The 22,762-nt window shown below is 37.8% G+C and carries 25 protein-coding genes; 3 read left to right on the top strand and 22 right to left on the bottom strand.

Annotation, left to right across the window (positions count from 1 at the left end; translation table 11 throughout):
- Positions 1-19: 19 nt before the first annotated feature.
- From AU377_RS03095 to AU377_RS03065, 7 genes are all read right to left on the bottom strand, one after another.
- Positions 20-415: an SET domain-containing protein gene (locus tag AU377_RS03095; protein ID WP_082731904.1), complete on the bottom strand. Its 396-nt coding sequence runs from the start codon at positions 413-415 to the stop codon at positions 20-22.
- 296 nt (positions 416-711) lie between these two features.
- Positions 712-1,011, bottom strand: coding sequence for a thiamine pyrophosphate-dependent enzyme (locus tag AU377_RS03090; RefSeq protein WP_067404030.1), 300 nt, complete (start codon positions 1,009-1,011; stop codon positions 712-714).
- Between the two features lie 200 nt (positions 1,012-1,211).
- Positions 1,212-1,700 carry a pyridoxamine 5'-phosphate oxidase family protein gene (locus AU377_RS03085; protein WP_067404027.1) on the bottom strand — a complete coding sequence of 163 codons (489 nt, stop codon included), beginning with the start codon at positions 1,698-1,700 and terminating at the stop codon, positions 1,212-1,214.
- A gap of 188 nt (positions 1,701-1,888) precedes the next feature.
- Positions 1,889-2,158, bottom strand: a complete 270-nt coding sequence (locus AU377_RS03080; protein WP_067404025.1) for a hypothetical protein — start codon at positions 2,156-2,158, stop codon at positions 1,889-1,891.
- A gap of 376 nt (positions 2,159-2,534) precedes the next feature.
- A complete protein-coding gene (locus AU377_RS03075) occupies positions 2,535-3,782 on the bottom strand; it encodes a DUF4153 domain-containing protein (protein ID WP_067404022.1) in 1,248 nt (415 codons plus the stop codon).
- 49 nt (positions 3,783-3,831) lie between these two features.
- A complete protein-coding gene (locus AU377_RS03070) occupies positions 3,832-4,047 on the bottom strand; it encodes a helix-turn-helix transcriptional regulator (RefSeq protein WP_017153334.1) in 216 nt (71 codons plus the stop codon).
- A gap of 11 nt (positions 4,048-4,058) precedes the next feature.
- On the bottom strand, positions 4,059-4,541 hold the full coding sequence (locus AU377_RS03065; protein WP_067404019.1) for a DUF2975 domain-containing protein: 483 nt from the start codon (positions 4,539-4,541) through the stop codon (positions 4,059-4,061).
- Between the two features lie 354 nt (positions 4,542-4,895).
- Between AU377_RS03065 and AU377_RS03060 the strand changes: the two genes are divergently transcribed.
- Together AU377_RS03060 and arr are read left to right on the top strand one after the other, a co-directional pair.
- The gene (locus AU377_RS03060) at positions 4,896-5,393 is read left to right on the top strand and encodes a DUF1456 family protein (RefSeq protein WP_067404016.1); all 498 of its coding nucleotides are present in this window, start codon (positions 4,896-4,898) and stop codon (positions 5,391-5,393) included.
- Between the two features lie 683 nt (positions 5,394-6,076).
- A complete protein-coding gene (gene arr, locus AU377_RS03055; RefSeq protein ID WP_067404014.1) occupies positions 6,077-6,493 on the top strand; it encodes an NAD(+)--rifampin ADP-ribosyltransferase in 417 nt (138 codons plus the stop codon).
- A 124-nt stretch (positions 6,494-6,617) separates the two neighbouring features.
- Here the strand turns inward: arr and AU377_RS03050 are convergent, their stop codons facing one another.
- From AU377_RS03050 to AU377_RS03040, 3 genes are all read right to left on the bottom strand, one after another.
- Positions 6,618-7,016 (bottom strand): staygreen family protein, encoded by a 399-nt coding sequence (locus tag AU377_RS03050; RefSeq protein ID WP_253724370.1) that lies wholly within the window; start codon positions 7,014-7,016, stop codon positions 6,618-6,620.
- 85 nt (positions 7,017-7,101) lie between these two features.
- Positions 7,102-8,124 (bottom strand): DMT family transporter, encoded by a 1,023-nt coding sequence (locus AU377_RS03045; RefSeq protein ID WP_067404010.1) that lies wholly within the window; start codon positions 8,122-8,124, stop codon positions 7,102-7,104.
- 598 nt (positions 8,125-8,722) lie between these two features.
- Positions 8,723-9,268 (bottom strand): hypothetical protein, encoded by a 546-nt coding sequence (locus AU377_RS03040; RefSeq protein WP_082731903.1) that lies wholly within the window; start codon positions 9,266-9,268, stop codon positions 8,723-8,725.
- Between the two features lie 238 nt (positions 9,269-9,506).
- On the opposite strand from AU377_RS03040, the gene AU377_RS03035 reads away from it, so the two are divergent.
- The gene (locus AU377_RS03035) at positions 9,507-10,697 is read left to right on the top strand and encodes a M14 family metallopeptidase (protein WP_067404006.1); all 1,191 of its coding nucleotides are present in this window, start codon (positions 9,507-9,509) and stop codon (positions 10,695-10,697) included.
- A gap of 235 nt (positions 10,698-10,932) precedes the next feature.
- On the opposite strand, the gene AU377_RS03030 is transcribed toward AU377_RS03035, so the two are convergent.
- The 12 genes from AU377_RS03030 to AU377_RS02985 form a co-directional block, all read right to left on the bottom strand.
- The gene (locus AU377_RS03030) at positions 10,933-11,841 is read right to left on the bottom strand and encodes an RluA family pseudouridine synthase (RefSeq protein ID WP_067404004.1); all 909 of its coding nucleotides are present in this window, start codon (positions 11,839-11,841) and stop codon (positions 10,933-10,935) included.
- A gap of 236 nt (positions 11,842-12,077) precedes the next feature.
- Positions 12,078-13,466, bottom strand: a complete 1,389-nt coding sequence (locus AU377_RS03025; protein ID WP_067404002.1) for an LAGLIDADG family homing endonuclease — start codon at positions 13,464-13,466, stop codon at positions 12,078-12,080.
- 295 nt (positions 13,467-13,761) lie between these two features.
- A complete protein-coding gene (locus AU377_RS03020; RefSeq protein ID WP_067403993.1) occupies positions 13,762-14,304 on the bottom strand; it encodes a hypothetical protein in 543 nt (180 codons plus the stop codon).
- A gap of 199 nt (positions 14,305-14,503) precedes the next feature.
- A complete protein-coding gene (locus AU377_RS03015; protein ID WP_067403986.1) occupies positions 14,504-15,268 on the bottom strand; it encodes a hypothetical protein in 765 nt (254 codons plus the stop codon).
- Between the two features lie 396 nt (positions 15,269-15,664).
- A complete protein-coding gene (locus AU377_RS03010) occupies positions 15,665-16,729 on the bottom strand; it encodes a DNA sulfur modification protein DndB (RefSeq protein ID WP_067403981.1) in 1,065 nt (354 codons plus the stop codon).
- Positions 16,722-17,807 (bottom strand): DNA sulfur modification protein DndB, encoded by a 1,086-nt coding sequence (locus AU377_RS03005; RefSeq protein WP_156450365.1) that lies wholly within the window; start codon positions 17,805-17,807, stop codon positions 16,722-16,724. Before AU377_RS03005 ends, AU377_RS03010 begins: the two co-directional genes overlap by 8 nt.
- Before the next feature lie 615 nt (positions 17,808-18,422).
- Positions 18,423-18,674, bottom strand: coding sequence for a YgjP-like metallopeptidase domain-containing protein (locus AU377_RS15205; RefSeq protein ID WP_253724367.1), 252 nt, complete (start codon positions 18,672-18,674; stop codon positions 18,423-18,425).
- A gap of 28 nt (positions 18,675-18,702) precedes the next feature.
- Positions 18,703-18,945: a DUF3006 family protein gene (locus AU377_RS03000; RefSeq protein ID WP_067403978.1), complete on the bottom strand. Its 243-nt coding sequence runs from the start codon at positions 18,943-18,945 to the stop codon at positions 18,703-18,705.
- On the bottom strand, positions 18,945-20,555 hold the full coding sequence (locus tag AU377_RS02995; protein WP_305809676.1) for an S-layer homology domain-containing protein: 1,611 nt from the start codon (positions 20,553-20,555) through the stop codon (positions 18,945-18,947). The genes AU377_RS03000 and AU377_RS02995 overlap by 1 nt, the downstream gene beginning before the upstream one ends.
- Before the next feature lie 351 nt (positions 20,556-20,906).
- Complete coding sequence (locus tag AU377_RS15820; protein ID WP_256381688.1) at positions 20,907-21,035, bottom strand: hypothetical protein; 129 nt, start codon at positions 21,033-21,035, stop codon at positions 20,907-20,909.
- Positions 21,036-21,454: 419 nt separating this feature from the next.
- Positions 21,455-21,778 (bottom strand): hypothetical protein, encoded by a 324-nt coding sequence (locus AU377_RS02990; protein ID WP_067403972.1) that lies wholly within the window; start codon positions 21,776-21,778, stop codon positions 21,455-21,457.
- Positions 21,779-22,164: 386 nt separating this feature from the next.
- A partial coding sequence (locus AU377_RS02985) for a transposase (RefSeq protein ID WP_156450364.1) occupies positions 22,165-22,762 on the bottom strand: 598 nt, incomplete at its 5' end.

Genomic DNA, 22,762 nt, shown 5'->3' with positions numbered 1-22,762 from the left:
GCAATAACGTTCGTGTTGTCTATCCTTCTGACTTCTGATCAAACCACAACAGTTCTTTGTCATCTACGTCACCATTATAATTGATCAAAATTTCTTCACCAGCTTTAATATCTTTATGCGCATAAAAGTCAAACGTATGCTTTTCAAAACTGATCTCATACGTTGCATTCGGTTCATAGGAATGGTTGAACAACATCCCATATCCAAGGAGGATCGCGGAATGATTGCTGCCATACTCAAAAGCATAATCGGCGATTAGCGTTTGCTCAATGTGCGAATGTTGCTCGTTCGGATACGCAATAACTGGCGCTTCGTGTACCATCGTTCCTTTGGTAATATCACACGTCGCAAATACACCTCTATTAAATTCTCCCTCACTGAGCGAAGATATTTTCACTTCAATCATGTTGCTCACCTACTCATCTATAAAATATACTTTCTCACTATAACACGAATCTGTTCATTAAGCTGAAAGAGAGTTTGCCTTGCAACAACCAGGCGAGCACATGATTGGAAGGTTGAACTACCCACCACTTAAAATGTTCCGTGTTTTGAATTGTCAATTAAGGTATCACAAATTAAAGATATTTTTAAAAAGGAAATTAAAAAGAGAACCCACAGAAATGTTGGAGTAACTAAATTTATAATTATAAAACTGTCCGCAGCCTCATTAAAAAATGTGGTGACCGACCATTCGATCACCACATCTTTTTATTTTGTTTCCGGGAAGAACACCTGAGCTGTGCGGATGTCCACCAGCGTGGGCGCATTCGTATGGAGTGCTTCTTCCAGCACCGCTTCGAGCTCGGTATCTGAGGCGGCGCGTAATCCAATCCAACCGCAAGCTTCTGCCAATTTCACAAAATCAGGATTGGTTAAATCGATCCCAACCTCTTTCTTATTTGCAGCTTTGATTTTGTCTCTCTCCATTTGCAGGCTCCCATTATTTAAAACAATGACTGTGATATTGAGTTCATAGCGGGTAGCTGTCAATAAATCAGCAAGCACCATTTGAAGTCCCCGTCCCCCACTACCCCATAGATCCGTTGTACGCCAAACAAAGACAGTTGATCCAGCATCAATTCAGCAACTGTTCGCGCTGTTTTTCCCAAGACATATGAACCTCCTTGATAGATCTCTCTACAAATGGATCAATATAACCCAAACATAGCAAAATGGATTGTCCTTGAACCAGACAACCCTTTTTGCTGTTATTGATTCAATTGAATCGTTTCATTTATATCTGTTGATTGAGCACTTTGCCCGGTCATGCGTTTATAGAAATAGGCGATTTTCTTCGTGAAATTACCGGTTTCCCAATATTCGGCTGCTTCCGCTTTAACCTTGATCAAGACAACGTTCGGATCATCATAAGAAGTTTGCATGATTTTCTCATACATTTTGCTCCACAATTCCTTTTTCTTCTCTACATCATTGACGATTTCTGCTCTTCCACGGACGGACACATAGGATTTACCCGCATAAGCTACATTTACGGCCTGATCATGTGAAATTTCTTCATATTTATTCGTTTCTTTTTTAGTGAAAAACCATAAGTCCCCATCAAACTCTACTTCTTGTGTTTTCATCGGACGAGAAACAAGCCCTTCTTCAGTCACCGTCGTTAGCATGGCTGTGTCTACGTCTTTGATTAACTCTCGTAATGTTTCCATTTCTTCTTGGTTCATCCCGTTAGACATTTCCATCACCTCATCGTTGTTTATAGAGGTAATGTACCCTTTACACTAACTTTTAATCAAAGGCGGCGGATTGTTCAACTACGCCGCTCCGTTAGTTGAACAAGAAAAAGAAACCGTCTAAACAGCTCAATGATCTTCAAGTAAATCCCCCAGTTAGTTCAACAAGGGGAGACAATGATTTAACAATTCTATTCAAATAAATTAGTCGAAAAAATACCAACGACAATTAACAAAGATATGCTCCAAAACAGTAAACTTACAAAACGGTTATTGAGTGCATAAATTGTCAGTGCTAAAGAAGGTAAGTATATAGCAATAGCTAGGACCATCATAGGATTAAGTAACGTCCCTTGAAGCCAGTGTTCATTTAACTCATAATTCATTTTAATTAATAAAGCAGCTAATACACTTAAAATAATAGCAATAATTCCACTTAAAGATCGTTTTGCTACTCTCATCATTCTTCACCTCAATTACTACTTTACTATCCTGCTTCTTTTGTTAAATGCTTCTTTTAATGATTTTATCACTAAAATTTATATAAATCTGAAGATTCTTTTCGGAAATAGGAAATCCTGAATACAAAGCATTTAGGAGTAATTCAATTGTTGTTATTGGATGTTGCTAACTCATACGAAGCAGACAAAAGAATTGAAGGATTTTCCTCACAGACACTGAGAGCATACTCTCTTCAAATGCAATTACTAATTAAATATTTTAGTAATGAAACTAAGCCAAAACTATGCAGCTCTGTATAAAGATCTGCATCATTTTGGCTCTAAAGGTTTCATACGTTATAGAAGATTAGCTGATCGTTACATGAATGAGGCCTTTCTAATTAAAAATTAAAGGGAAAACAAATGTAACAAAAGCTGCCCAAAGTCCGTAGACTGGCAAATACTTAGTTACCGCATCTTGAATCGTTGAAGGTCCGGTTTTGTTTTGTAAAAAACGCATATAGGAGATCATAATCCAAATTAGATTTGCCCAGATCAGTATGTTTACACCTAAAACAGCAAGTCTGTTGGGGGTAATCCCATAAGAAGAAAGTCTGAATGCTATAGCTGACAATGCCACGCTGTCAATGATCAGCGCAAGTACAATTAGAGCAAAATTTATGTAATCTGAAATGTTCTTTTTCTTGTCTTTGTCGCTTTCGGTAATGGAAAATATGGTAACGGCCAATACACCAAGGAGTATTCCGTTGAAAGCGATTAGGAAATCGCGGTCCAAGAATGGATTTTTTCCAACCCATATAACCGTTATCAGATAGACCAACAATGTGACCAGGACAAGAGGACTAAAAATTTTAGCTAGATAGGGTGTAATATTCTTAGCTAGTTTAAGATTCATAGATACCAGGTATGCAGCCACAATAGCGAGAGCGGCAGCACCAAATAAAACGACATTACTAAAATAGAAGTCTTCTATATCCAAGCCAACAAAGCTAAATAACTGCATCGTTAATGCTGCTAGTACCATTCCGCTAACTGCCATGCTGGCGTAGAGAATACAATATTCCACATTAAATTTAAGATAGGCTAATCTTGTACTACCTTTTGAATATTCATTTCCTGTAAACGCAAGCCCTACCAATACCCATAAGAATATGGGAAGGTGTAAATAAGCAAGGATCATACTGTCTTTATCATTTAATGGCAGCATATTAAGATAAAACCCAGAAACTAGGAATAACGCTGCAAGGGAATAAATCACACTTTTTTTCGGCGTATTATTGTATACAAAATAAGCAGCAATAAAGGGAATGATACCAAAAGCCAAGTTAATTGGAGCAATTGCTCCCTGTTCGACAAAATGGAAAATGATCCTGGTGCTGATCCCGGCCAGAATGGTTAAAATGCCCATGAATAAGAAACCTTTCTGAAGCATGGAAGGTTTCCCCGTATTTGCTGTCTCCTTGAAATGCAATCTTTCATACCAAACGCCAAGAACCGCAGAATCAGGATTTTGTTCCCATGCGTGTGAGAATGACTTTTTAAAAGCTTTGGGGTCTTTTCTATACATCCTCTCCAGCTCATGATGGTTAGCAATATTTTCAATAATAAAATTGTTACTGTCCATAGTTATACCTCCCCTAATCATTCTACTATTAAGTTTTCCACCACAATGTTTAACTGTCTTCGTCACTTTTGTATTCTAAAATATCTCCAGGCTGACATTCTAAAGCCTTACAAATTGCCTCTAAAGTAGATAATCGAATCGCTTTTGCCTTTCCATTTTTCAATATAGAAAGGTTCGCCATTGTGATTCCAACCTTCTCCGAAAGTTCTGTTACGCTCATTTTCCTTTTTGCCAACATCACATCAATATTGATGATAATCGCCATTGTTATTCACCTCAGACCGTTAAATCATTTTCTGATTTTATATCAATTGCTTCTTGTAAAAGTTTTTGGAGAACAGCCGCAAAGACTGCGATCACCATCGAAGCGAAAGGAACGACCAATCCGACAAAGACAACTCCTGGTGCGTCGTCTGCTTCCGCAAAGATATAGAAGAGCGGCCAAACGAGCACATGCAAAATACTGATTGTGATTGCACAGTGTTTGATTTTCTTTAAAGAGTTTACAGATAAACCGGAAAAGGCTTTATTTTTGTCAATATAGCGCAAGAGTTTGAAAGCCTGATACAAAGCAAAGTAAAAAGGTATGGCCGATACATCAAAAACGATGAAAACGAGATATTTTATAAAAGCAAACTCTGGAAGCAATTTTGCTGCAAGATTCGCCATCTCAGGCACCAAAAAGATGCACAGAGCAAGAACTGGGACTCCTAAAAGAAGTACAGCAATTTTTAAAAACAACGTTGTTACTTTTTCCATAAAAAGCACCTCACTTATTTATTCTGTTTTTAATCTTATTACAATTTTTATCGATTTACAATAAATATTTATTAAATCGAACAATATATTTGTTGTTTAAGTTTTGATTTTAAGCAAAAATAAAAAGCATCTCCATTGAAAGAAATGCTTGATAACTATACAAAATAACGGACTGAACCCATTTTAAGAGACCTTTTTGTTCGTTTTTGCAATAGATTGCATTTGGATTACCGGGAATTTTATGTGCTACTATGAGGTATACATCAATAAAACAAATAATAGTAACACACAAAAAGGCAATAATAAGGAAGATGTCGTTTTGTAATGACTGCACGATAAACGGGAGGCCTATAAATGAATAACAATGATATTTTAATTCGATTGCGATATGCTTTAGATTTAAAAGACACAGAGATGATAGACATATTTAAACTCGGTGGCATTGAAGTAACAAAAGAGGAAGTCCGACTGTTGCTTACAAAATCAAAAGATGATGAAACTGAAAATGAATTGCAAATGAAATGTACGAATAGTATGTTGGATTCTTTTTTAAATGGCTTTATTATTTATAAAAGAGGGAAACAAGATCCAAAACCAGGACAACCTAAACAGCCAGCACAGCCACTCATCACCAATGAGAATGTGAATAATATCCTTTTAAAGAAATTAAAAATAGCGCTCGAGTTAACAAGCGAGGATATGCTTGATATCTTAGATGAAGCAGGAATCATTGTAACAAAAGGCGAATTAAGCGCTGTATTGCGAAAAGAAGGGCACAAAAATTATAAACCGTGCCTAGATCGATACGCTAGGAACTTCTTAAAAGGATTAGCTCTAAAATATAGAGGCTAATGAAAGGTGCCTGGTACTGATGCAATTTCGAATTGTGTTTGTACCAGGCCCTTTGATTGCATAGAAAAAGAGGGAACCTGTGTGGCTCTCTTTCTCGTTTTAAGATGCCGGCCTCTAATACGATACTGGTTGCCATTGATTTTGTCATCACCCATGAATTTGTACGCCATACGCCATACCCCACTCGCCCTCAACTCCGCCTGCTTTGCAACCGTCGATCGCAATAATCAATCTAATCCATAAATTTTTTTCATCCTCTACAAAAACGCACCAAAGTATACTAATTCATTGTGCGGGGGGTGAATGAAAGCTGAAGAACAGTTAAGTTGCGCGCAAAGTATGTAATCCGTGCACTAGCGAGGTTATTTCTAATTGTGATCAGTACACATTATGTGATAGAAGTTGCAAAAAAAATCCCAAACATGAAACAATTGATCGGTTTCATGTTTGGGATTTTTTAGGGATTTTTTAGATGAAGACAAATTCTTACTCCATTTAAGGTGCTTAAAACAGCGCATGATCTGGATATTGTTTCAGACAGGCATCTTTTAACTTTTACGTTCAATATCCTTCTCTCTACTTACAGTATACTGCTTTTTATCAAACATTAATAGACTACTCTTTTTGCAATGCCTCCCCTATACTGTTATACACAAACCTAAAAATAGAAGAGGTGTTTCAGTATGATTGACAAAAAAGATGTCTTAGATCACGGTCCTTTTTTTCACGGCACGAAAGCAGAACTACACATTGGTGAGTTATTAGAACCCCAACACTTATCCAATTACCAAGATAAAAAATCGAACCATATCTATTTCACCGCAACATTAAATGCTGCTAAATGGGGTGCTGAATTAGCAAAATCTGACGCAAAAGAAAGAATTTATATTGTCGAGCCATTAGGTGATTTTGAAAATGATCCGAACGTAACGGACAAAAGATTTCCTGGAAACCCAACACGTTCTTACAGGTCTAAATCTCCTTTGAAAATAATCGCTGAATTAGGTTCATGGGAAAGACATTCCGATGAAGAAATCAATCATATGCTTACCTCTTTACAAAAGCTGCGTGAACAAGGAAAATTTGTAATTTACGATTAATCCTTTTTTGCACGTTGCTCAAACCTGTTAACCTTTCAATAGCCCGACAAAAAAAGCGAATGTAAAGTGCCTGCGCGCGGCGCATGATAAATACGGTTTCGCACAGGCATCTTTTATTATGGTTTTAGGAGGAACTGGTAATAGACTGGAAAGTCCCCCAATATTCCTGTCTTGCAAACTGTGGATCAGCGGATATAAAGGTAACGATGATGGGCGCCTGCTCCAACTGAGGATGCGCTTCAAAAAAAGCCCGATCTCCGTACCTGATTGCCTGTAGCGCAAGCGGTAGTTCACGTCTAAAAACTTCATTTCGTTTTGCCGTAACAGACGGTGTAAACTGTCCAGGATTTACATATAAATAAACATAAAAAAGATAGGAATCCCTATTTGCTTTCCACTCAGCCAACACTTCATCTCTCGTAGGATTCGTCTTCTCCCAGGCATAATTCATTCCGGTGGTTAAAAATAATTCTCCTGTTACATCAGAGTGAAAATGGTGCCTGTGTAAAAAACTACTTTTCACTAGTCGCAAAAAATGCCCACCCGGTTAAAAGGTGGACATTTTTTGATTTACATTGAGGTTAGTTTTAACTACTGAACGCTCAATATTATGTTGAAGACTTAACACCTCTCAGTTTATTCAAGAGTCCATTTTGGTAAGCAACCGCCCCAAGGACGACGATAATACCAAGGACTTGAATAAATGATGGGATCTCGCCGAAAAGAAGGACGGCAATGATCGCGACGGTAGAAATCGGACTAAGCAACAAGAGTCCAGCAACGATTGTGGAATTCAATCGAACGGAACCGTATTGAACGAATGTCCATGCCATTGCTTGTCCCGCTACCGCTAACACAATCATCCAGAACCAGTTCATGGCAGTAATCGGATCACCGAGCGTGGTTTCCGGATTCAATGGAAGCGCGCCGTTGACCATCATGCCGTGCGTCAGATCAAAGCCACGGTGAGAGAAGAACAACATGACAACTGCTGGAGCGACTAGCTGGGCAAGACTCGCCCAAAGCATTGGCTGGATGAACTGTCCCTTATTGACTTTAGTCGCTTTTCGGCTAGTATAGAGGTAGATCCCGTAGCAGATACCGGATATACTACCTTCAATTGTCCCAAGAACGGCAATATTCATCCCGTGAATGGTAGTCGGACCTTCCGACGCACCACCGCCGCCAATGATACCGCCAGACAAAACAACGCCTAGTATCATAATGGGTGCAATAATGAAGAAACTTTTTGGCACCCTTTCTTTATCGATAATAAATGCAAGTGCAGGTAAAATGATAATTTGTAGATTTAGTAAAATCGAGGCGATACCCGACCCGACGTAATAGATGGAATAATTCCAAGCCGTAAAGTCAATGCCAAGAAACAGACCCGCGACAATGGAAAGAATGACCCCTTTTTTATTGAGGGCACCCAGTTTTTTTGCTTCCCGAATGGCAAACGGGAGTAGAGCCAATGCGCCTATCGAACAACGAAGGATAACAGATGTTGCCGGGTCGAAATTCGATTGTTTTACCCAAGGGGCAGTAAATGCAAGAAAGATAATACCAATGATGAGGATCAAGTAGGCTCGACCATTTGATCCACTAGTAGTAACGCCATTATTAACCATATGTTTCATCTCCAAGTAAAATAGAATGTATTGCTGAGTTAAAGCTGAGTTGAAACTGAGTTAAAACTAACCACTTGGATATGTTAACAGAAATAAATAGATTTGTGTTATCCAATTTTTTTTCAATTTGGATGGTAGTTTCCTTTTATGGAAACTACTTTGACAATACCCTATAATTGCATACGCCAAAACAAGAAACCGTTTGTTGTAAGCTTTGTAGATTCTTGGGTTGTATGTTCATACGTTTAATTGAATTATCATACAATTATTTTACTTAGGTACCGTTCACAAGATTTGAAAAATCCCCTGCGAGGAAAGGGCTCCCCAACAGGGATCCTTAGCGTGTTAGGTACATGAAAAACTATTTAGTAAATTCACTACAACCGCATATTGAAAAAAGAGAAGTCAACCCTAGCGATCTTTCGGTTGACTTCTCTTTTGATTTAAGGTACCTGTGCGCGGCGTATTTAAAAAATCACCCAATAGTGTTACAGACGACATTTTATTTTCACCCATACAATTGTAGTGTATTATCTGAATACTGTTTTACACAGGTACCTTTCACTCAATTAACACCCTAGCAATCTTAATAGTCACGTTATTGACTGTTTTTTTCTGCTGTTGATGGATTAATGATAATGTCATTAATTTCTTCTCGTAATACATCTTTAAACACAGAAGCTGCTACCGCATTAAAGTTATTGTAGAGATCAGATAGATCGTCATTAAAAAATTGGATGACACGCTTTGAAAATACTGGATAAACAGCTTCTGTTCCTGGTGTAAAACGTTCCACTACAGCAAATTCAAAATAGCGATTTGTATTGAATGCCTCTTCAAATACTTTCACAATTCTTTGTGGAGTAAGCCCACTTTCTTCCAACGGGTCGACAACCGCCCCATCATAAATCACCGCCACATAAACGGGTACATTTCCAAAATTTTTTTCAAGTTCTAAAATAGTGGCCAACGCCCGAGCTTTTTTTCGCTCCTGGACAATGATAGGGATTAGATATCCAGCATCATGGGGTAGTCCAATTAACTGAACGACTGAGACTAAAGGGTCATTATCAATTGAATTTTTCAATTCATTAAAATAAGTAACCCAAGGTGGGCTTAACTGAGGCAGGGCTGATTCATTCATTTGTATTCCTTCTTTCCATTCTACTTTTGGCAGTACTACGGTATTGAGTACTACTCTTACTTTTTATATTATGTGGTTTAGTTGATAGGGCTTGGTCGTTTTCACCCCACCACTCTTAATAATTTCAGTTTGTTTTATTTCTACTTCACAGTGGGAACTGCTGCTAATCCGTCATATATATAAATGATGTCCCAGTATGAATGATTACTAAGTATTTGCAACGATGAGGAGGAACGACATGGACATATTTGTGAGACCTGGAGATTCGCTTTGGAATTTCAGCCGGCTGTTCAAGATACCCCTTCAATTGATTATCGATTCCAACCGAAACATCAACCCACAAGTACTTACGGTAGGTCAACGAATTCAAATACCTGGATTCGTTGCTGTCAATTATAAAATTCAAGCAGGAGACTCTTTCTGGTTGATTGCCCAAAGACGAAATCTTCCTTTGTATACACTTCTTCTTGTCAATCCTAATCTTGACCCAAATCGCCTGCAAGTTGGACAGACGATTAAAATTCCCCAAAGGATCACCTGGAGACTTATAAACGGGAAACGAAATTATGATTACGACATCATGATGAATGATATTAGAAGGTTGCTAGCCGTTTATCCATTTTTGCAAACCTCTCCTATCGGAAATTCCGTTTTAAAACGAGAAATACCAGAAATTGTGGTGGGTCGTGGAACGAAACGAGTTCATTATAATGGTTCATTTCATGCAAATGAATGGATTACGACCCCTATCGTTTTGACCTTTCTAAATGATTATTTGCTTTCCGTAACGAACCAAACTCCGATCCGCGGTCTTTCCACATTCCCTTTGTACCAGCAAACGACATTATCCATTGTTCCGATGGTTAACCCAGACGGAGTAAATTTGGTGCTAAAGGGTCCGCCTGCAAATGAACCATGGCGAAGCAGAGTTGTTGAATGGAATAAGGGTAGCTTGGACTTTTCGGGGTGGAAAGCTAATATAAGGGGTGTGGATCTGAATGATCAATTCCCTGCAAATTGGGATTTGGAAAGAGCCCGTAATCCGAAGAATCCGGGTCCAAGAGATTACGGAGGTGAAAGGCCTTTGTCCGAACCTGAGGCAATTGCGATGGCGGATCTGACAAGAAGACGGGATTTTGCAAGAGTACTCGCTTTTCATACACAGGGAGAAGTCATTTATTGGGGGTACGAGAACCTTGAACCCCCTGAGTCTAAGGTTCTTGTGAACGAGTTCAGTAGGGTCAGCGGATACGAACCAGTTCAAACAATTGAAAGCTACGCTGGATATAAGGATTGGTTTATTCAGGAATGGCGGAGACCTGGATTCACAGTTGAACTTGGTTCAGGAACCAATCCGCTTCCATTAAACCAGTTTGATGAAATCTATCAAGAGGCGTTAGGGATTTTTCTAGCAGGGTTGTATGTATGATTGATTAATTAACAAAACTCGGAATTGTTACCCACTAGCGTTGCATTCGATATGGTGAAGACGTTGCCATTGTAGACTCGATAAACAAAGAACATTATTTAAAGAAGAACTAAGATTTCCCCCAAAAATTTAAGTGAATTGTGGCAGAGTCTCTTTTTTGTTTCACGGGGATGGAAAAAGTTTACTTTTATAGATTATATAGGAACCTATGCAACACTAGTGGGCACCTCATACTTTATTTTGATTTCGCGTAAAATATCTTTGGCGCATCGGCTTCGAAACGCACGAGCTCTCCCGTTCCTGGGTGTGTCAGCACTAAACGAGTAGCATGAAGGCCTAGCCGTTTAATGGGATTGCCTGTTGCTCCATATCGCTTATCCCCCACAACTGGATGTCCGAGGTCTTCCATATGGACACGGATTTGATTTTTACGACCTGTTTCAAGCTCCACTTCTAATAAGCTGAATTGCTTATTAGCTTGTAGTGTTTTGTAATGCGTTACGGCATGCTGTCCACCGTTGTCTGTTGGATTTGAATAGACTTTAAACGTTTTACTATCCTTCAACCATGATGCAATCTTGCCTGCCTTTTTGCGCACGGTACCTTCGACAAGCGCGATATAGACGCGCTCCTTCACTACTTTATTCCAATTGGCCTGGAGGGCTTCCTTCACTTCTTCACTTTTGGCAAACAGCATAATGCCAGACGTATCCCTATCAAGACGATGCACAATAAATATCCGCTTATTCGGATTGCCATTGCTGACGTAATCCCGTACTTGGCGATACGCCGTCAGTTCCTTTTCATTTTTTGATGCGACGGACAGCAAACCTGCGTCTTTATTGATAACAATAATGTCATCATCTTCATGTAAAATACTGACACCAACTAGCGTGTTGCCTTTTATAGCTACTTGATTTTTAACAATTTCAACGGCTTGTCCAGGCTGAAGTAGATGATTATGTTGTTTCACCATTTTCCCATCTACAGTCACTTGCCCACGTGTCAATATAGATTTCACCGCATTACGCCCACTACCCGCCATCATTTTCAATAAGAAGGGTAGTAGCTCCGATGATTCTTTTACTGTGTAAACGGATGTATGCGCTTTTTTGTTTACTGAATTTCTACATTCTTTTTGCATATTAAAAACTCCTGACTTAATTTAATTTAAGGTGCCTGTGTGCCGCTCATTTATAACAATTCAAAAACACGCATGAAAACACATTAAAAAAATCATTGTCAATAGCGTTATATACGACATTTCATTTTCGCCTCTGCAATTGTAGTGTATTGACAGAATAGTTTCTCGCACAGGCACACAACACTAATTCTATCCACTATAATAGGAAGAAAATCGTTTACCGACTTCTATTTTATTTAAAAAAGCCGGGGCTGTGCACTCTCCCCCTCTTCTTTTGCCTTTAGCAATTCAAGCGCTTGATAGTACTTATGCTGCTTCCGATTCAAGTAAATAGCGGCATCCTGATAGAAGAAATTTAGTATGGCTTTTGCATCTTGGCCATAATAATAGATGGTTTTAACAGTTGAATCTTGTTTGCTATACAGTTTGCGGATCGGAATTCCAAGCAAGTCGTCAAGTTTTTGCATGTAGTCTAAAAGGAATTGCTCATTACCCACCATGTTGATGCTGATCGTCGTTTCATTTCTGACATGAACTCCCCCATCACCATCAAAATACCCTCTCATGTAATGGCGCATGAGGTCTTCCGGCAAGAAAGTCGAAAATTGAAGCGTATGCGATTTCCTCGGAGTAATATCTTTTTCGATTAAGTCATTGGCCATTTTAGTGCAGGATACTGTGACACGAACAGAAGGATACGCTTTCCCTTTGCTCTTAGCAATGCGTTCTTTAACCATTGTATTTTCCCCACCAATGGCAGCAACAAATTTTTCTACATGATCCTTATCTATTGCAGATAGACCTAGCTCTACAGTTTTGGAGGTCTTTCCTTCAACCACACACCCGTCTGCTGCTAGGAATCCAAGCCAATAAGCTTTTTCTTCCGTGTCAATAGATTCAAAATAATTTTCATCATAAGCATGTTTCTGTAGAGGATTGCGGATTTCTACACCTTGTTGTTTTAAGTGCTTAGACAAAGTGACTCTGCTCACATCATGCTTTTCTTCAAGATCGGTTATAGTGATGCTTTGATCCCCTTGATATTCAGCGATCGCCAATTCAATCCGATCTTGTATTTCTCTGAGATGATTATCCTTTTCGACTCCCCTTTTCTCCAGCTCCATCGAGATCATTTCTCTCGTATACCCCGACTTTACAGCCAATTGATTGATCGAGATGTCCGTTTCTACATATAGCGCAATCACTTCATTCAGTGTCATTCCAGTTCGCTCTTCCCGCTTTTTAGAATAGGTTTCCTTGATGCGGTTCCCCTGTCCCTCGTACCGCCCTAATTCAAAATTACGTTTTGTGTTGATTGAGCGGAAACGTGCCAGACACTCAGGGCTGCAAAACTTCTTGAAATGTTTTACGTCTTTTGGATTGTGCTGCTTTTTCTGAGTTACCGGGAATTTATTTTCACAAAGATAGCATGTATTGATATATTCCACGGTTTCTTTCTTCGGTCGATTCTTATTTCTACTAGCTGTATTTTTCGACTGCGCTGCAGACCTGCATTCTTTAGAACAATATTTTATAAATCTTTTTTTATTTTCCGGATCTTGATTTGATGGTTGTTTGACCTCAAACTTTTCTGAGCAGCCATAACAGGTATTCATATAAGCCATATACTACGCTCACCTTTCAATATATACCTATTCAATTGACCAAACATCTTGGGGTTTTCGGGTATGTCATCAATTTCTTCCTCTATGCCTATCTATCGCAACGTGGTTGCTTATGGTAAATGGTTTAGTATTTTTTACAAGTACGCAATAATTGTGGGGGGTCTTTAACGTTATTTATAAGGGGTGAATTGTTATAAGTGTATATTACACAGGCACCATTCACAATTATTTTTAAGTACAAAAAACACTCCCAGGCTAGAGAGTGTTTACTTGACTGCAATAGGATAATTAGAATTTATTTTAAACGATTTTCTATTTCCAAAGTCGGGAAGTAATCGCCATACTCGTTCGTTTCTTTTTCCGATCTATTCATGCTGATCGTACCGACACCAACAAATTCGATCGTCAACGTCTCCCAACCTTCATGATCTAACAATTCATCCGATAATTGGCTGTATCTATTGACAGCTATATCTTCTGCAGAAAACATATTGTCTGGAGCCATTTCAATAACAGCTTTGATTTCTCCATTTCCGACAGAAACTCCATTCAACTTATCGTCTTTACCTACGCCTGTGTATTCAATAAGTTCAGTAGCCTCTTCAACTGTCATACCTTGCGATTCTTCCTTGGTAGGTTCTTCTGCAACTGGTTCCTCTTTAGGTTCTTCCTTAACAGGCGTTTCATCCGCTACAGGTTCTTCTTCCTTCACTTCCTCCTGCTCAGGCGCTTCTTCCTTGACTGCCGCATCATCTTCGACAACAGCCGGCTCTTTTGTGTCATCGGCACAGGCAACTAATAACATAGCAGCCATTAATAATATAAATAGTTTTTTCATGTTGACCTCCTCCACAACTTAAAAAATGGTACCTGTATAAGAAACTATTCGGACAAGACACTACAATTGCATAAAAAATTGTAATGATCACATTTATTAACCATTTTACGGATATTCATACAACGGATTAAATTGTTATAAATGTATATCACATAGGAACCATTTACTATTTTCTGCCAAAAGCCTCCCACAAATAATATTAATTCACTACTACCTTTTCAACTTTAACTAATTGTAAATCTCTTGAAAAATCTGCATCACTTTTCAAGAATTCTTCTTCAAAGTCAATGTTGTCAGGACCGGAAAATGCTACGTATATTAAACCACTATTCCCGGTGTAAAAGCTAACTAACCGTAAGCCCAATTGTTTTGCAACTGTTTCTGCCATTTTAGAAAGCGTAAAATCCGGAAAAGTTTTATTGATAGACTTGAACCTTGCATCATAATAGACTTCATTTACAATATTACTTTTCGAATCCCCCGAGAATGCTGCCGTTTTTAATGAATCCATAACCTCTGAAGTAATGTCAGGATTACTAGTATCGTTTGCTAGTGCATCCTCGAATTTATAAAGCATTTTAAACACATTGTTAAAACTACTATCCATGGAAGAACGTGTATCTTTGATTTCATTTTTTATTTGATTAATCTCATTAACACTTTTTCTTATATCTTTTTTTATTTCATTAATTTCATTAATACTTCCACCTATCTCACGAAGGGTTTGTTGGGCTATAGTTGATTGTTGGGAAGTTTGCTCTCCTTTTACTATGGAATAAAATATAGCTATTACTGCCAGGAATAAGGAGCTTAACCCCACTCCAAAGGATATCCTATCGAGTAATTCAGAGGTTGAATTAATCCTTACTGACCAACTTAAGATCAAGAGAAATAGAAGGATGCATATCCAATATATATAATCTTTTCTTTCAATCTTTTCAAATATAATCTTCATATTCTTCATTAAAATGCTCCCCTTTATTTACTTTCCAGTTAGTCATTAATATCAATATTTTCTTTCATTCCAGTCAATTCCCTAATAGTATTTTCAATTCATGAAGTATTTTCACAGTTGTTAATATGTTTTTAGACCTCCACCATTGTAAGCAAAAGGAGGCCCTTGATTTTCAATAAACGGACAAGGGAACCTCGTTAATTAAAACACCATAAACAATTAAACCTTTTCTTGAAAACATTGGTAAAAAAAGACCCTTTCCACCGAAGTAAAAAGAGCCTTAAAACGTTGATATATTAATGTTTTAAGAACTGCGGTGCACGGTGATTGGTGGCAGTCACTCCTACAATTCTTCGCACCTTGTCCTTGCAAAACACAGCAGGATTTTTCTTATTTTTATTATTACTAAGACAACCTTTTTACGATAATATCTTTAAGATCTAATGTACTTGTTTCTATAAATGATTGGTATTCATATTGACTATTTTTTCTACCTGTCATCATATATGGATGCCAATCTCTATTTTTCACTGACCAGTTTATATTACTCAGCTGCTCGACCTCTTCTTCCCATGTTTCTAACCACTTGACCTCGTTCTCATTCTCGATGATTATTGCTTCGTGTATATATAGGGCTATAGCATTTTGCAAAGGTTCATGCCCTAACACAGAGCTTAATACATTCCCTGGGCTCGCTGGAAAAACCAAAAATAAAGTATCAAAGAGCTTGTTTAAGAATGAGAAAATTTCGTCATATTGCTCTTTAATTTGTCTTTCATTTTTTTGGCTAGGTGACTCTTTCCCAAAAATAATCAAATTAATAAATCTTTTGAGCCTCACACTAGTAATAAATGTATCGTTATTTGGTCGGACAATACGACTCTTATTAAATTCAACTTTAGCTACCTGTAAAGAAGTAGAGCTATGAAACAACTCTCTTACTAATATATTGTAAATGTCTCTTGTATCAAAATTGGTAACTAAGGATCTTGAAACTCTTTTTGCATTAGTATTAATATCAGTGAAAAGCTTCTTTTCATCTTCTTCAGACAAACCAAAGTAAACCTGCACTGTTAAGTAGCTGTTCAAAATATTTTCCTTTTTCAGAGTATCTATATTGGACTTAGTTAAAAAGCTCTCTATCCCCTTGATTCGATGCTGTCCGTCTATAACGATTAGCCTTTGATTTGACGGAATTGTTAAAGTTGATGTTTCCATATCATAGTATGAACTTGGATCGCCCCTAAACGATAAGACAATGGAGGGAAAGAATATCCCTATAGAACTGTCAATGGAATCTAAGTATTTTACTAATTTAGGCAACCGATGATATCCTAAATCCCTATTTACTTCTCTATCTATAGAATAGATCTCTAGGATATCTTTTATCTTAAGTTGAGTTGACATTAAACCTTTGTCTCTTTTATTAACTAAAGTATCTATAGTGCCTATAGCAGTTATATCAGACATAAGATTCCCCCCTTAACCCTTCGAATTTTCCGACCAAAAATTCCGAGAAGTCTCTTACAGTTCTACCAGTTGAGCCAAAATTGTACTTTTTCGTTCTTTTATTGTATTTGGCAGAGAGTGCCTTAAATTCATCATTTTTATGAGACCAATCAACCTTTGAAACTATGTTTTTAAATAAATCTTCCATTCCCACTTCCGGATATTTCTTTTGAGCTTCATAAATAAATTTAGCAATAGCAACTATAATGTTAGAACTCATAATAATATATTTATCTCTATTAAGGGCATCGAGTGGTGCATATTTTCTTAATAGTGAAATAAAGCTTTCCGTTCTTCTTTTGAATAAATGATAATTTTGAGTGTTTATATCTACTCTACTTCGACGGCTATATACCCCGCTATTCACAGCTTTCGCTACCGAATATAAAGTTGATGCTGTCATTAACTTTGTTCTAGTTGTTTTTGCTCTACACTCGATTAAATCTTCTTGCGGTAAATTTTCTACCACATCTTGAACTAGCTTTCCAAACAAATCATCTTTCTTGTACATTACTAACAATGTATTATTAACTTGAGATGATTTAGTATTGATATCCGTAAATAATTGCCTTTCCTGTTCCAAACTTAAGTCAGCAAATATCTGTATAGTCATAGGAAAGTTTAAAAGTGATTGATAGATTTCATCTTTGCCACCGCTTGCTTCAATTCTTTTTTTCAAATATTCGAATGCCTTTATTCTATGTTGTCCATCTAAAATAACAAGTCTTTCATCCATATTTAATTTATATTCATGTCTCACATCATTATATTCTCCCTTTCCTCTCGCTGAAAAAATTAATGGGGAAAAATATATGTCATTTCCGTCAAGTCCGTATTGGATGTACTGTCCTATACTTGCTACTTTATTCTCGTCAAGTTCTCTTTGTACCCTTCTATCTATTTCTAAAAACTTCAATATATCGTTAACTTTACATTGAACCGTGATCACTTCTTGGTTAAATTGTTTTCTTTTAATTCCGTTCAAAGTTATATAATTCTTTTTTGTTCCGCTCGTTAAAAATGATAGATCAATAGTCACTTTTTTGTCCCCCTCCTACCTTTTAATTAATTATATAATCTATATTAGGTAAATACCACCTTATCTGGTGAATAATTTCTTTGAACTTAACTTTTTATTTCTTATTTTGACGCTAATTTTGTCTTTGTACATAGGCTTTTAATAAAAATAACTTGGCTATATGTGAATTGGTAGGTATCTAGTAACCCATTGTGTGTGCTCAACTTGGTAAGCCTAAACTATAAAAAATAAACATAATTTTTTGTTGTGTTTCACACAATAATCGTAGTTTCTGATTTTGATCGAAGTACGACTATGTTTATTTATTTATTTATTTATTTATTTATTTATTTGCCATACATGTTCTGAAATAATTTTCAGGTAAGGCAGGTGAGGTCGAATTTTTCCACGTTTTACCGAATTAGAACGTTTAGGTGCCTATCGAAACTTTTTTGGAAATCGATTCTGTTACTTTTAGTTGTTTCTGTGATTCATAAACGATTGGCATTCGTTGACCAATTCCCACCTTAAACTAAGTAAACATACAAAAAAGGCAGTCTCCTAACTCAAATATATATAGGAACTGCCTTTTGTTGTGTTTATCTGGTTGTTTTATCTTGGCTGCTTACAGTTCTTTCACAATCTCTTCGTCCAAAATTGCCTTCCTTTTTTCCGGTCAGGCATAAGGGCATCGAGCATGTTGTAGAAGCTGTCGCTGTGGTTGTTGTATTTAAAGTGGATCATTTCGTTCAAGATGACGTATTCAATACAGTGTTTTGGAGTTTTGATTAGCTTCAAATTAAGTAAAATGGTGTTTGATTCGACTAAAGCGGAACCCCAACATGCCTTAATTCCAGTATGCTTCTTTTCGAATAATGAAACAACCACCTTCTCATTTGAGTTGGTGGCTGTTTCATTACAAATTTTTCTTCTTTAATTTCTGAAGTAAGTTATTTACTTTTTCAAGCGCAACTTCCGTTTCCTCTTTTAACACCTTGATTTCATACCCAAATTCAGGTTTACTAATTTCCACAATATCACCTTGCGCAATATTCACATTCACTTCATCAACCGGGATCAACAGTTGATTGACCTCGTCCGGATATTCCAGAAACACATAAAGTCCGTCATCGATCCGATCCAGTGTATATTTTTTCATCACTCACACGCCCATCCGTCTTTATCTCTATCGTGCTTTGATGCATATGCAGGATGTCCAACCTTAACACCGTTTGGATAATACTTTCGCATTGCCGTGCAATTTTGAAATGACGTAGGTGCGCCAGGTATCACATATGTCCCCGAACCTGGATTAGGTTGTGGCTTTGGTGCAGGTGCTGGCTTCGGAGCTGGTGCCGGTTTAGGAGCTGGCGTTGGCGTTGGCGCAGGAACCGGTGTCGGATCAATCCATGGTTTCGCGGATACCCCATGTACGGATCCGTTTGTAGTCACTGTAATGTCACCAGAGACAGCGGTAGAATAAATTTTTGAGTTTACAGCTTTCAGCCTATTCACCACGTCGCTATGCGGATGTCCATAAGAATTGTCTTTTCCATATGACAAGATTGTTCCGATCGGTTTCACTTCGTTGATAAACGTCGCAGAACTACTTGTGTTAGAACCATGATGTCCCGCTTTTAAATAAGTACTTTTCACGTTGTATTGAGACATGATTTTACTTTCAAGCGCAGCGTCCGCATCGCCTGTTAATAAAAAGCTTACGGAACCGTATATGATTTTAGTTACAATTGACGCGTCATTTGTATCTGACGCACTCTCATCAGCATGTAGTACGGTTGCAGAGATCGCCGAGTCTAAATCGATTTTATCACTAGTTTTTGCAACTTTAAATGGAATGTTTTTCTCGTCAATCAATGTAAGCATCTCAATATAGGTTTGTGTAGTATGTGCTTTTCCGGAATCAATAAATTGATTAACTTTAAAGTTTTGAAGTACCGGAATCAATCCGCCAATATGATCTGCATCCGGATGAGTGGCAACCACTATATCCAATGTGGAAACTCCTTTAGCCTTTAGGAAGTTAACCACTTTTGTTCCTGCAGATTTAGTTCCCCCGTCGATTAACATATTTTTACCATTTGGAGACTGTAACAATATAGAATCGCCTTGTCCAACATCAATGAAGTGAACTTTCATTTCTTTCGCAATAGAAGAATTACCTAGTTGCATTCCTCGTGCAATAAATGCTGAAATTTGACCACGTGTCAATTTGTCTGCCGGGCGAAAAGTATTATCGGAAAAACCTTTGGTAATTCTAGCGTGAATGATCTTTCTGACAGAAGTGTATGAAGCCATTGACGGCGACATGTCCTTGAAGTTCGTATTTGATTCAGTTGTTAACTTAAATCCTTTTGCTAGGAAAATTGCCATTTGTCCACGATCGACAATTTCATTTGGTCGGAACGTTCCGTCTGTATAACCTGATAAAATTCCAGCTTTAACTGCCGAATCAATATAACCAGAGGCATTATGACTTGCGGGTACATCTTTAAACTTTGTAGCACGTTTAGTACCGTCTAACCCAACTGCTTTTGATACCATTACGGCCACTTCAGCGCGTGTTACTTTTTCGTCTACGCCATACTTGCTTGCTGGATTAATGACACCCCTGTCCAATAAATATTGGATTTCATTGTAAAATCCGTGACGCTCTGGTACATCAGTAAATTGTGCTGCATCGGCTCTTTGCACTGGCAATAATGAAAGTACCAACAAAAAGATCAATGCTACTAAAGAAAATCTTTTCAATATTATCCTCTCCTTCAAAATTTATCATAAGTCAAATAAAGAAATAATAATAGAGAGATTACACATCCTTTTTTTGACAAAATACTACAAAAAGACCGCTCCGTAATGGGGAAACTATTAAAATACGAAAAGACTGCCTACATCGCAAGTGGCCTTTTTTTATTTTTGTAGATATTCATTTAATAATTCTTCCGTTCAATCTTGCAACCGAGCATTTAAGTACTTCATTTGATCTTGATAGCTACTATGAACAAAAGTAAATTCTGTAAACTTGTCATCATTATCGCCGCTAAGAACTTGCATTTTGTGTTTTCTTCATAAATAAATAGGTTATTTTCACGCTGATCTTTTCTAACAGCTTTTAATGCGGATTCGACCATCTTCAAACGTTTTCCAATCACGTTCTAAGAAGCCGACGATCTTATGGTAGTAAATTGCATTATCAAATTGCTGTAAAGCTTCCACCGGCATCAACATCACACAACATCTCTCTCGTGAACGAAGATAGGAGCAAGAGCTAAATTATTTTCAAGCTTAAAAGTTCTTTGGGAATCTCTTAAATAATAATCCCTAAAAGATGACTCATCCAGCCGTAGAACTTTAATTCCCCGTTTGTATATCAAGTCATCCTTCGTCATATATATCATATCCGAGATAATTCTATGATTTTCTGACTCAACTAATTTTTTACGTACATTCGTTCCCTACTTTTCTTTATTATATAGAATGAACGATCATATGTGAAGCAAATAAAAAACGACCACCGAATTTGGTGATCGTCTTATTATGTGTAAAGTTCAAGGCCGTCACTATAACTTTAGGATATCCGCTTATAGCAACAGAATCTTTGAATCCCGAAGGAATATAAAGAGAAGCTGTACGACCTAATGCCGATCCATTCAAATAAACTCAATATGTATTTCCACTTCTTCATCAATTCCGCAATTACGACAAATCACATACGCATCTACAGGATTACCGTACTCGATACGTATTAATTTGAGCCTTCCTTCATAGCAGTGCATACACCTACATTTGCGAGTTTCTTTTTTCAAAAACTCTAATAGATCCATACTGCCGTCATATTTCACATTGATCTTGTACATGGAATAAATGCATTCATCACAGATCGGCAGATCCCCTTCTTCCATTACCCCCACATCAGATTTGCTGAAATGCTCATTACAATTCAAGCATCTAACTTCATTCTTTTCAAATAACATTGTCATTCCCCTCCCTCTATAAATGTTGATGTATCAACGGTTTAACCCGTTGTAAGGGTGTCAAAAAATATTTTTTCGACACGTTTATTAACTGTGCTTTGACAATATGCGAATCTTCAAACAGACGCTGATGCGCTACGCGGTCACCGTTGGATAATACTGGAAACGGTGATCGTGAAATATACGATGCACTATGGATCTCCGCATTGCTTATGATGACGTACCCTCCCATGTCTCTTGGCGTCTAAGCACCCACATTCCTTCGTTCGGTCTAGTCATAAGGCGGAGGCTGGCGAAGCTCCTATAGGGACTCATTGGTCGTATGGTTAAAATAATGCCGGCTTCTCCGTGTCATCCAATTGTCTAGTCATTCACTTGGAATGTACTTAAGCAGCTCTTTCGAGCTTGGGAATATCCCTCATCATTTGCTCCGTGTTAAAAGCCATATGTTTCGTACAAATTGCGTGCAGTACCTTGAGTAGTTTTCCACAGAGAACTACAATCGACTGTTTCTTGCGTAATGGATTCACTTGTCTGGTTGTGTAATATTCATGCAGTTGGCGAAATGCCACATTATGCCGGATCATCGGCACCATAACCCGAAAGAGCAGCGCACGAAGCTGGCGTCTTCCTCTTTTGGAAATACGTTTTTGTCCTTTATGCTGTCCGGAAGAATTTTCCCTTAGTGTCAATCCCGCTAGTTTAAGTAGTTGGCGTGGATGATTGTAATGGGCAAAGCTACCGATTTCGGACAGTAAATCAATAATCGTTGCGTCCCCAAGACCGGGGACAGTTTGCAGATATTCGTATTCCACTGTTGTCTGAATCAGTTCCGTTAGCTTTTCCCGAAGGGACTCAAGCTCTTTTTCAATCTGGCGAAAACGTTGGACAAGTGTGGTGATTTCAATCCGGGCCATCGTCTGTCCTTCTGTTACGCCAATGGAGATGCCTGCGTAATCAATAAGCTGTTTCGTTTTTGGCATC

The sequence above is a fragment of the Sporosarcina sp. HYO08 genome, from assembly GCF_001563475.1.
Taxonomy (GTDB): domain Bacteria; phylum Bacillota; class Bacilli; order Bacillales_A; family Planococcaceae; genus Sporosarcina.
This window is presented reverse-complemented; position numbering and strand designations above follow the sequence as displayed.

Bases quoted from the DNA above. Each gene is read 5' to 3' on its own strand.
- AU377_RS03075 (WP_067404022.1), bottom strand. From the start codon at position 3,782: ATGGACAGTAACAATTTTATTATTGAAAATATTGCTAACCATCATGAG.
- AU377_RS03090 (WP_067404030.1), bottom strand. From the start codon at position 1,011: ATGGTGCTTGCTGATTTATTGACAGCTACCCGCTATGAACTCAATATC.
- AU377_RS03020 (WP_067403993.1), bottom strand. From the start codon at position 14,304: ATGAAAAAACTATTTATATTATTAATGGCTGCTATGTTATTAGTTGCC.
- AU377_RS03080 (WP_067404025.1), bottom strand. From the start codon at position 2,158: ATGAGAGTAGCAAAACGATCTTTAAGTGGAATTATTGCTATTATTTTA.
- AU377_RS03040 (WP_082731903.1), bottom strand. From the start codon at position 9,268: ATGAATGAATCAGCCCTGCCTCAGTTAAGCCCACCTTGGGTTACTTAT.
- AU377_RS03085 (WP_067404027.1), bottom strand. From the start codon at position 1,700: ATGTCTAACGGGATGAACCAAGAAGAAATGGAAACATTACGAGAGTTA.
- AU377_RS03030 (WP_067404004.1), bottom strand. From the start codon at position 11,841: ATGCAAAAAGAATGTAGAAATTCAGTAAACAAAAAAGCGCATACATCC.
- AU377_RS03010 (WP_067403981.1), bottom strand. From the start codon at position 16,729: ATGTCTGATATAACTGCTATAGGCACTATAGATACTTTAGTTAATAAA.
- AU377_RS03065 (WP_067404019.1), bottom strand. From the start codon at position 4,541: ATGGAAAAAGTAACAACGTTGTTTTTAAAAATTGCTGTACTTCTTTTA.
- AU377_RS03045 (WP_067404010.1), bottom strand. From the start codon at position 8,124: ATGGTTAATAATGGCGTTACTACTAGTGGATCAAATGGTCGAGCCTAC.
- AU377_RS03015 (WP_067403986.1), bottom strand. From the start codon at position 15,268: ATGAAGAATATGAAGATTATATTTGAAAAGATTGAAAGAAAAGATTAT.
- AU377_RS03060 (WP_067404016.1), top strand. From the start codon at position 4,896: ATGAATAACAATGATATTTTAATTCGATTGCGATATGCTTTAGATTTA.
- AU377_RS03070 (WP_017153334.1), bottom strand. From the start codon at position 4,047: ATGGCGATTATCATCAATATTGATGTGATGTTGGCAAAAAGGAAAATG.
- AU377_RS03000 (WP_067403978.1), bottom strand. From the start codon at position 18,945: ATGAAAAAATATACACTGGATCGGATCGATGACGGACTTTATGTGTTT.
- AU377_RS03035 (WP_067404006.1), top strand. From the start codon at position 9,507: ATGGACATATTTGTGAGACCTGGAGATTCGCTTTGGAATTTCAGCCGG.
- AU377_RS02990 (WP_067403972.1), bottom strand. From the start codon at position 21,778: ATGTTATTTGAAAAGAATGAAGTTAGATGCTTGAATTGTAATGAGCAT.
- AU377_RS03025 (WP_067404002.1), bottom strand. From the start codon at position 13,466: ATGGCTTATATGAATACCTGTTATGGCTGCTCAGAAAAGTTTGAGGTC.
- arr (WP_067404014.1), top strand. From the start codon at position 6,077: ATGATTGACAAAAAAGATGTCTTAGATCACGGTCCTTTTTTTCACGGC.